At 74.8% G+C, this 9,663-nt stretch carries 6 protein-coding genes; all 6 read right to left on the bottom strand.

All coding sequences use genetic code 11. The features are described from left to right. The coding region (locus SZN_RS19205; protein ID WP_007497523.1) for a beta-ketoacyl [acyl carrier protein] synthase domain-containing protein at positions 1-1,481 on the bottom strand (1,481 nt) is incomplete at its 3' end. Next, complete coding sequence (locus SZN_RS19200; protein ID WP_007497521.1) at positions 1,478-5,338, bottom strand: type I polyketide synthase; 3,861 nt, start codon at positions 5,336-5,338, stop codon at positions 1,478-1,480. The genes SZN_RS19205 and SZN_RS19200, both read right to left, overlap by 4 nt. After that, positions 5,331-5,612, bottom strand: a complete 282-nt coding sequence (locus SZN_RS41475) for an acyl carrier protein (RefSeq protein ID WP_007497519.1) — start codon at positions 5,610-5,612, stop codon at positions 5,331-5,333. Before SZN_RS41475 ends, SZN_RS19200 begins: the two co-directional genes overlap by 8 nt. Further along, on the bottom strand, positions 5,609-7,390 hold the full coding sequence (locus SZN_RS19190; protein WP_167546318.1) for a fatty acyl-AMP ligase: 1,782 nt from the start codon (positions 7,388-7,390) through the stop codon (positions 5,609-5,611). The genes SZN_RS41475 and SZN_RS19190 overlap by 4 nt, the downstream gene beginning before the upstream one ends. After that, positions 7,374-8,447: an SDR family NAD(P)-dependent oxidoreductase gene (locus SZN_RS19185; protein ID WP_007497517.1), complete on the bottom strand. Its 1,074-nt coding sequence runs from the start codon at positions 8,445-8,447 to the stop codon at positions 7,374-7,376. The genes SZN_RS19190 and SZN_RS19185 overlap by 17 nt, the downstream gene beginning before the upstream one ends. Next, positions 8,444-9,580, bottom strand: coding sequence for a hypothetical protein (locus SZN_RS41470; RefSeq protein ID WP_208865821.1), 1,137 nt, complete (start codon positions 9,578-9,580; stop codon positions 8,444-8,446). Before SZN_RS41470 ends, SZN_RS19185 begins: the two co-directional genes overlap by 4 nt. Between the last annotated feature and the right edge of the window lie 83 nt (positions 9,581-9,663).

Raw genomic sequence — 9,663 nt, 5'->3', positions numbered from 1 at the left:
CCGGAACGGGCCGAGACCGGCAGCAGGACGGGCCCCTCCGCGGCCTCCGGACCGGCCGGGGCCGCCGCCGCGCGCCGGTGCGCGCGCACGGCCGGTACGGCGTCGGGGTGGGCGACGATCAGATGCGCGTTGGTGCCGCCGAAGCCGAAGGAACTGACGGCGGCGTACCGCTGCTCGGGCGGCTGCCACGGCTCCGTGCGGCGCGGGATGCCGAAGCGCTCGCCCTCCAGCTCGATGAAGGGATTGACCTCCTTGAGGTTGATCTGCTCCGGCAGCAGGCCGGCGCGCAGCGCCCCGAGCACCTTGATCAGCGAGGCGACGCCGGCGGCCGACTCCAGGTGCCCCAGGTTCGCCTTGACCGAGCCGAGCCAGCAGGCCGGGTCCTGGGCGCCGCGTCCCCCGTAGACCGCGCGCACGGCCTCGTACTCGATGGGGTCGCCGAGCGGTGTCCCGGTGCCGTGCATCTCGACCATCGTCACCTCGCCCGCGCCGAGCCCGGAGGCGTCCAGCACCCGCCGCATCAACTGCTCCTGGGCGACCGGCGACGGCGCCGTGAGGCCGTTGGTGCGGCCGTCCTGGTTGGTGGCGTCGGCGAGGATCACGCCCTCGATCGGGTCGCCGTCCGCGAGTGCGTCCGACAGCCGCCGCAGCACCACCAGCGCGGCGCCCTCGCCGCGCACCATGCCGTCGGCGTCGGCCGCCAGCGCCTTGGTGCGCCCGTCGGGGGCCAGCGGCAGCGCCCGCCCGGTCATCGTGGTGGACAGCGGCGACAGGATGAGGTTGACACCGCCGGCCAGCGCCCGGTCGCAGCCGCCGGACCGCAGGGCCTGGCAGGCGAGATGGACGGCGACGAGCGAGGAGGAGCACGCGGTGTCCACCGCCATGCTGGGACCGCGCAGACCGAACTCGTAGCTGAGCCGGTTGGCGATCAGACTCCGCGCCCCGCTGCCGGTGGAGAGCCTGCTGCCGATGTCGTCGCGGGCGGCGAGCGAGGTCAGCAGGTAGTCCTGGTGGCCGACGCCGACGAACACACCGGTGGCGGTTCCGCTCAGGTCGCGGGCCTGCCAGCCGGCCCGCTCCAGGCACTCCCAGGCGATCTCCAGCAGGACGCGCTGCTGCGGGTCCAGCAACTCGGCCTCGGCGTCGCCGATTCCGAAGAAGGCCGCGTCGAAGCCCGCGACGTCGTCGATCTGCCCGGCGTACTGGCTGAGCCGGGCGAACCCGGGGTCGTCCAGCCCGCCGAAGTCGATGCCGCTCCAGCGCTCGCCGCGCAGCGGCCGTACCGCGTCGCGGCCCTCGGCGAGCAACTCCCAGTAGTCCTCCGGGTTTTCGACGCCGCCGGGCAGACGGCAGCCCGAGGAGACGACGGCGACCGGCTCGGGGCGCAGCCGCGTTTCCAGCGCGTCGACACGGGAGCGCAGCGAGCGGATGGTCTCCGCGGCGCGCAGCAGGGCCTGATCGGTCGTGGTGTCGGTGTTCATGCCTTCCCCCGTGGCCGGCCGTCGAGTTCCGCCAGCAACTGGCTCAGGGCGTCGGAGCCGGACGCCCCCGCAGCACCCGTCGCCTCCGGTGCCGCGGGCGCGGCCTGCCGGACCTGCTCCGCGCCCTGGACGACGCGCCCGAGCAGGGCGTCGGTGAGCTGCCCGATGGTGGGGTGGGCCCACACCAGGGTGGCCGAGAGCCGGATGTCCAGTTCCTTCTCCAGCCGGTTGCGCAGCTCCACGCCCATCAGCGACTCCAGCCCCATCTCGGCGAAGGGCAGGTCGTCCGCCGCGTCCTCGCGCAGGCCGTTCGGCAGGATGCCGCCCAGCACGCCGCGCAGCCAGCCGCCCAGCGCCTGCCGGCGCTCCGCCTCCGTGGGGAGCGCGAACAGGGTCCGCCTCAACCCGCCGCCGGAACCGGCCCGTTCGTCCGGGTCGGCGACGCGGTCCTGCGGATCGTCGCCGCCGCGCCCCGACAGCTGTGCCAGTGCCATGTGCTGCACCTGGGCGAGCAGACTGCCCGCCGTGGAGACGAACGCCAGATCCATGACCACCTCCCCGTCGCACTCCCGCAGCCGTCCCCGCGCCACGGCCTTGTCCGCCGTCCACGCCTCGGCGGTCACCCGGACCGCGCCGACCCGCGTGACGGCCGTCCGGTCCGGGTCCAGGCCCGGCCGGCCGGCCAGCAGCGCCCGCGCCACCTCGGGCAGGGCGCGGTCCAGCACACCGGCCGACGACGCGGGCGAGGCGGTCGGCGGGAGAGCGGGCACGCTCACCTCGCAGCGGACGGCGGAGTCGATCTCCGCGAGCGGCGCGGGCGGCCGGACGCCGACCGTGCAGGACGCGGCGGTCGTCCACCCGCCGGAGCGGCGGTGCAGGAAGCGCACCGCGGCGGACCGCGCGGGCCGTGCCCCGCCGCCGCCCAGGTGGACGACGACCTGCCGGGCCGCGTCCGGGTCGGCGGGCAGCGGCCGGTGCATCTCCAGGTCCTGCACGAACTCGGCGTCCTCGACGCCGGCTTCGCGCGCCGCCCGCAGGGCCGCCGCCACGAGCTCCGTGACGGACACCGCGGGCTCGCCCGCCACCAGATGCTCCTCGCGGGGCTCGGGCAGGGTGAACTCCCCGAGAAACGTGCCCGGTTGGAAGGACGCCTCGGTCAGGACACCGGGACCGGAGCCGCCCGCGCGCCCGCCCGGCACGGCCTCGGGAGCCCGGTAGACCGGAGTGCGGTGGAAGGGGTGCACCGGCAGCCGGTCGGCCCAGGCGCGGGTCGCCGCGTCGGCGTCCGCCCGCAGGTGCAGGCCGTGTTCGAACAGGGCCGCCTCCACATCGCGCAGCCCGAGGTCCCCGCGCTGCTCGCGGTGGCCGGTGGGCAGCGCCACCGCCCCCTCGCCCAGGGCCATGAGGGACTCCCGCAGCGCCACGAGCAGCACCGGATGCGGGCTGATCTCCAGCACATGGGTGACGCCGTCGTCCGCCATGGCGGTGACCGCCTCCCGGGCGCGGACCGGGTGGGTGAGGTTGTCCAGCCAGTACCCCGCGTCCAGGGGCGCGTCGTGCAGCCGGCCGAGCACGGACGAGTAGAACGCCGGCCCGCAACCGCGCCCGGGTGCCTCCACCGTCCCCAGCACCCGCCCGAGTTGCTCGGCGGGGCCTTCCATGAGCGGGCCGTGGGAGGGGTAGTCGACCTTGACGCGGCGGGTGTCGCGTCCCTGGCGCCCGAACGCGTCGAGCGCGGCGTCCAGCGCCTCGCCGGGCCCGGACAGCACGCAGGAGCGGGGGCTGTTGTCCGCCGCCACCGTGACCGGGCTGCCGAGCCCGGCCAGGATCTCGGCGGCCTCCCGCGCGCCCGCCTCCACCACGGCCATGCCGCCGGTGCCGCGCGCCGCCGCGACGGCGTCGTTGCGGGCCCGCAGCACCCGGCAGGCGGTGGCCAGTCCGAGCCGCCCGGCGACGACGGCGGCGCTCAGCTCGCCCATGCTGTGACCGGCCACGGCGGCGGGCCGGATCCCGAGGTCGGCCAGTTGCGCGGTGAGGGCCAACTGGACCGTGAAGATGAGGGGTTGCGCGACGCAGATGTCGTCGAGGTCCGCGGGCGCGGTGCCCTCCAGCGCCGCGAGGGGGCTCCAGCCGAGCATCGGCGCGAGGACGGCGTCGGCCTCGCGCACCCGCCGTGCGAAGGGCGGGCAGCGGCGCAGCAGTTCGCGGCCCATGCCCTCCCACTGCGACCCGTGCCCCGAGTACACGAACCCCACCGACGGGGGCCCGGCGGTCCGGGTCTCCCGGGCGCCGCGGGTGCCGTCCGCGAACTCGGCCAGCCGCTCCCGCAGTTCCCCCCGGTCGGCCGCGGCCACCGCGGCACGCCACTCGAAGGCCGTGCGGTGCGCGGACGCGGCGCGTGCGGCACGCCGGACGTCCGCCCAGTCCTCCAGGGACTCCAGCCACTGCGCCCAGTCGCCGGCCGTCACCGCCAGCGACCGGGCACTGCGGGCCGACAGCGCGAGGACGACGGGGCCGGAGTCCTCCCGCGCGCCGTCCTGCCCGGGGCACGGCCGCCGCGGCGCGCGGGCGAGTACGACGCACGCGTTGGTGCCTCCGAAACCGAAGGAGCTGACGGTGACCGCGCCGGCCCGCGCCGGCAGCGGGGTGTGGGCGGCCGACATCGACAGGCCGAAGCCGTCCAGGTCGATACGCGGGTTGACCTCCCGCAGATGCGGATTGCCGGGCACGACGCCGTGCCGCAGCACCAGCGCGGCCTTGATCAGGCCCAGCACGCCGGCCGCCGCCTCCAGGTGGCCGATGTTCGCCTTGACCGACCCGACCGGCAGCGGCGGCCTGTCCGCGCCGACCGCCTGGTCCAGGGCCGCGCCCAGCGCCCGGCCCTCGATGGGGTCGCCGAGCGGGGTGCCGGTGCCGTGCAGTTCGGCGTAGCCGAGGGCCGTCGCGGACGTCACCCCGGCCTGCCGCAGCGTACGCGCCATCAGCTCGGTCTGCGCCCGGCCGCTGGGCGCGGTGAGCCCGTTGGTCCGTCCGTCCTGGTTGACGCCCGACCCGGTGATCACGGCGTGCACGTGCTCGCCCGCGGCGAGGGCGTCCGCCAGCCGGCGCAGTACGACGGCCCCCGCGCCCTCGGAGCGTACGTACCCCTGGCCCGAGGCGTCGAAGGTGCGGCAGCGGCCGTCCGCGGCCAGCGCGGTCAGACCGGCCGCGCCCAGCTGCGGCACGGGGGAGAGCAGGGCGTTGACGCCGCCCGCCACCGCGCGGTCGCACTCGCCCGAGAGCAGGCTGCGCACGGCGAGGTGCACGGCGACGAGCGAGGAGGAGCAGGCGGTGTCGACGGTCAGCGAGGGGCCCCGCAGGTCCCACAGGTAGGAGAGGCGGTTGGCGGTGATGGCGTGCGAGAGGCCGGGGTTGGTGTACGGGCCCTGCGCCTCGTGCGCGGACCGCCCGCCCAGGAGCATCGCGTGGTCGTGCGTGGCCTGCCCGAGGAAGACCCCGGTACGGCTGCCGAGCAGGTCGTCGTGGACGACGCCGGCGGACTCCAGGGCCCGCCAGGCGACCTCCAGGGCGAGCGCCTGCTGGGGGTCGATGCGGGCGGCCTCGCTGGGCGAGATGCCGAAGAAGCCGGGGTCCCAGCTCTCCAGCCCCGCGACGAAGCCGCCCCAGCCGGCGCCCGTGGCGCCCGCACCGGCCGCGGTCACCGCACGGTGCAGCGACTCGCGTCCGGCGGGCACCGGGGTGATCTCGTCCCGGCGCTCGTCCAGCAGCCGCCACAGTGCCTCGACGGTGTCGGCGCCGGGGACCCGGCAGCCGAGTCCCACGACGGCGACCGCGCCGTCCCCGCCCACCTCAGCCACGGGCGGGCTCCGGTGCGGCGAGCGCGTCGGCGAGGAACGCCGACAGGCTGTGGACGGTGGGGTGGTCGAAGAGCCACTCGGTGGGCACCTCGAACCCCAGCTCCTCGGTGACCGCGCCCGCCAGGCCGATCAGAGCGGCGGAGTCCAGTCCCAGATCCACGAACGCGGTCCGGCGGTCCACCCGTTCCTCCTCGGGCAGGCCCAGTTCGCTGGCGATCGACGCCTGGACCACGGCCGAGATGGCGCGCTGGGTGATGGGTGCCTCGGCGGTCAACGCCGTCCTCCCTTGCTCGTCGCTCCCCGGTGCCAGAGGGCCACCGTCCTGAACTCGCCCGCGCTCCACCGCTGCGCGGCCTCGGCCCGCCGGAGCTTTCCGCTGGTCGTGCGGGGCACCGCGCCGGTCTGGACGACCGCGACCGCCGCCGGGGCGATGCCGTGCTCCTCCAGGACGGCCGTGCGCAGCGCCGTGAGGACGCCGGCGTGGTCCGAGCCGCCGTACGCGTGCAGTTCGCAGGCGAGCACGACCTGTTCGTCCTGGTCGTCCTCGTCGCGGACCGCGAACGCGACGGCCCGCGCCACCTGCGGGTGGCAGCCCTCGGCGGTCGCCTCCAGGTCCTGCGGATGGTGGTTGGTGCCGCGGTGGATGATCACGTCCTTGATGCGGCCGGCGACGCGGAGCTGGCCCTCGTGCCAGATCCCGAGGTCCCCGGTGCGCAGGAAGCGGCGTGCGGGGGAGCCGGGTTCGTCGACCGTCGCGCCGAAGGTCTCCCGGCTGGCCTGCTCGCGCCCCCAGTAGCCGCCCGCGACACCGGGGCCGCTGATCCAGATCTCGCCGATCTCGCCGGCGGGGAGCCGGCGGGAGGTCCGCGGGTCGACCACGGCCACCTCCGTGTCCGGGGCGATGGCGCTCCCGCAGCCCACCAGCTCGGTGCGCGCGGTGCCCGCCCGGAAGTCCCCGGACCGCGGGGCGGCGCCGCCGAGCGTGCGCCGGTCGGCCTCGTGGAGCGCGGGCGGTGCCTGCCGGTCCAGGCAGGTGACGACCAGCGTCGCCTCGGCCAGGCCGTAGACCGGCATCAGCGCGTGGGGGTGGAAGCCGTGGGGCGCGTACGCCTCGGTGAACGCCGTGACGGTCCTGCGGCGCACCGGTTCGGCGCCGTTGAGCGCGTGCCGCAGCCCCGACAGGTCCAGGCCCGCGCGCCGCTCCTCGGGCACCTTGTGCACGGCGGTCGCGTAGCCGAAGTCCGGGGCGATGGTGAAGGTGGACCGGGTCTCGCTCAGGGTCCTCAGCCAGCCGAGGGGGTTGCGCAGGAAGCCGGTCGGCGTCGACATGTGCAGGCTCATGCCGGCGGTCAGCGGGTGGCAGACCATGCCGATCAGGCCCATGTCGTGGAAGAGCGGCAGCCAGCCCGCCGCCGACTGGCCGGGCCCGGTGGAGAGGTTGCGCCGGATGTGGGCGATGTTGTGCGCGAGGTTGGCGTGCGACACCATCGCGCCCTTGGGGCTCGACGTGGAGCCCGAGGTGTACTGGAGCAGCGCCAGATGGTGCGGGCGGGTGCGCACCGGGCCCGCCTCGGCGCCGGCGTCCCAGCCGACGTCCTCGGGCGCGAGCACCAGCGGCGCCAGTGCGGCGGCCCCGGCGACGGCCCGTACCCGCGTGTGCAGTTCGGGCGTCGTGATGACGGCGGAGGGCTCGCAGTCGCGCAGGATCTGCTCCAGGCGGTGGTCCCACGCCCGGCCCGCCCGGGTGGTCGACATCAGCGGGGGATGGAACGTGACGGCCACGGTGTCCGCCAGCACGGAGCCGAAGAACGACGCCACGTAGTCCACGCCGTCGGGCAGCGCGATCAGGACGAAGGGCCGGTCGTGGGTGCGCGCGGGCAGGTCGTGCAGGGCCGCGCCGATCGCGGCGGCCTGGGCGTACAACTCGGCGTAGCTGCGCCGGTCCTGGCCCCCGTCGGGACGGCCGTACACGAGGGCCGTGGTCGCGGACAGCCGCTCCGCGTGGGAGGCGAGGGCATGTCCCAGGGTCAGGTGCTCAGTGGGGGTCTGCAACGCTGCGGAGGGCACTGCCCCGCCTCCCTTCGGTTCCCAGGGCGCCTATCAGCCCGTCGACCTCCAGCTCGGTCAGCCAGCTGTCGACGGCCGCGATGGAGTCGTGCAGCGAGGTCGGGCGGAACCCGAGCTCGCGCTGGGCCCGGCCGGTGTGGTAGAAGAGCCGGTTGACCGACAGCGCGGCGTTCTCCGGGACGAGGAACGGCGAGCGCATCGGGTCCCTGCGCAGCGCGGCCACCACCGCGCCGACCCGCCCCGCGGCCCGCACCACCGAGTCGGGCACCGCCCGCCTGGGCGGCGCGCAGCCCACGACCTCGGCCACCTGGTGGAACAGTTCGCGGTAGGTGAGGTTCACCGAGGAGACGATGTAGCGCGCGCCCGGCTCACCGCGTTCCATCGCGGCGCGCATCCCGAAGTTCATGTCCTCGACCGAGGTGAAGGCGGCGCCGCCCAGGGGATAGGCGACCAGCTTGTTCTGCCGGGCGCTCTCGATGAGCATGGCCCAGCCGTAACGGCGGTCGCTGTAGGGGGCGATGCAGGCGCTGAGGTTGACGATCACGACCTCCGGACCGCCTTGGCGCCAGCCGCGCAGCAGCTCCCGCTCGCCGGCCCGCTTGGTGATCATGTAGCTGTTGACGCAGCTGGAGCGGGAGATGTCGAAGTGCTCGTCGGCGATCTCACCGGGCGGCGGGTAGCCGATGGCGGAGATGGAGGAGGCGTGCACGATGCGGCGCACCCCGGCCGTGCGCGCGGCCCTGACCAGGTTCGCGCAGCCCTCGACGTTGACCTGCTCCATGAGGGGGTGCAGCTTGTTGAGCGTGATGGCGATGCCGGCGAAGTGGTAGACCTCGTCGACGCCCTGGAGAGCCGTCTCCAGGGAGGCGGGGTCGGTGACGTCGCCCCGGCGGATCTCGCAGCGGTGCAGATGGTGTTCCAGGCCGCCCGGTCCCTCGCCGGGGCGGAGCATGCAGACGACGTCCGCGCCGGACTCGATGAGATGACGGGCGAAGGCGGAGCCGAGGCTTCCGGAGGCTCCTGTGATCAGCACGCGGGTCACAGCGCGATGTCCTTTCCGTAGACGGCGTAGGTGCGCGCCGGGCCGGTCCTGGCATGCGCCAGATAGGCCCTGCTCTGCCAGTTGTGCTCGTGGATCCACGTCGTGTGCATGTCGCGGTACGAGCCGATGTCGCCCCTGACGACCTTCGCGATCTCGCCGACCAGAATCCGGCCCACGCCGCGGCCCGCCCACTCGGGGCGGGCGCCCATCATCAGCACCACGGTGCCGCGGATACCGGCCTTGAGCTCCTCGTAGCGGGCGGCGAACTCGTCGGTGACCGTGCCGTCCGCCACCTTCAGCAGCTCGTTGCCGTCGGCCGCGAGCATGCTGAAGGCGACGGCCCGGCCGCCGTGTTCGACGATGCGGGTCAGGCGCGGGTCGATGAGCTCGCGCAGCTCGTCCAGCTGGAAGCGCAGGACGGGCCTGCTGATCGGGACCATGTCGTGGTTGTCGGCGAAGGACGCGGCCAGCAGCTCCTGGACGAGGTCGACCTCGCTGTCCCAGCGCTCCGGGTCCAGGTCCCGCACGGTCAGGCCGAGCTTCTCGCACAGCTCCTCGCCCCGGCGGACCAGCGGGTCCATCCGGCCGGCCTCGCGCTCGCCGTACCAACTGAAGGTGTCGGTACGGAAGTCGGGCCCGTAGCCCGCGTCCTCCAGGAGCCGGCGGTAGTAGGGCGGGTTGTGCGGCTGGAAGACGGCGGGCCGGTCGCCGTACCCCCCGACCAGCAGCCCGAACTCCTGCGTCGCGCAGTACGAGTAGGGGCCGGCGACCCGGTCCATGCCGCGCTCGGCGACCCAGGTCTCGGCGGTGCGCAGCAGCGCCGCGGCGACCCCGGGGTCGTCCACGCACTCGAACCAGCCGAAGAAGCCGGTCTTGCCGAAGCGCTCCACGTAGGCGGGGTCGACCGTGGCGGAGACGCGGCCGAGGGTCCTGCCGCCGGGGCCGAGCGCGAGGAAGTGCTCGATCTCCGCCTCCGCGAAGTACGGGTTGACCGACGCGTCCATGAAACGGCGGACGTCCGAGGACAGCGGGGGAACCCATTGGTCATCGCCGAGCTCACGGTAAAGACGTGGCGCGAAACTGATGAATTCCTCGGTCATCTCGTCGCCGCGAACAGGAACCACTGACGGCACGGCTATTCCTCCCTGTCGGAAGTGCTGAGGCGGATCCGCCCGATCACCACGAATGGAAAAGCGGTCGCCTCTGCGTGGGCTGA

The organism is Streptomyces zinciresistens K42, from assembly GCF_000225525.1.
In the GTDB taxonomy this organism is placed as follows: domain Bacteria; phylum Actinomycetota; class Actinomycetes; order Streptomycetales; family Streptomycetaceae; genus Streptomyces; species Streptomyces zinciresistens.
The sequence above is the reverse complement of the archived record's forward strand: the minus strand, read 5'-3'. Positions and strand labels throughout refer to the sequence as shown.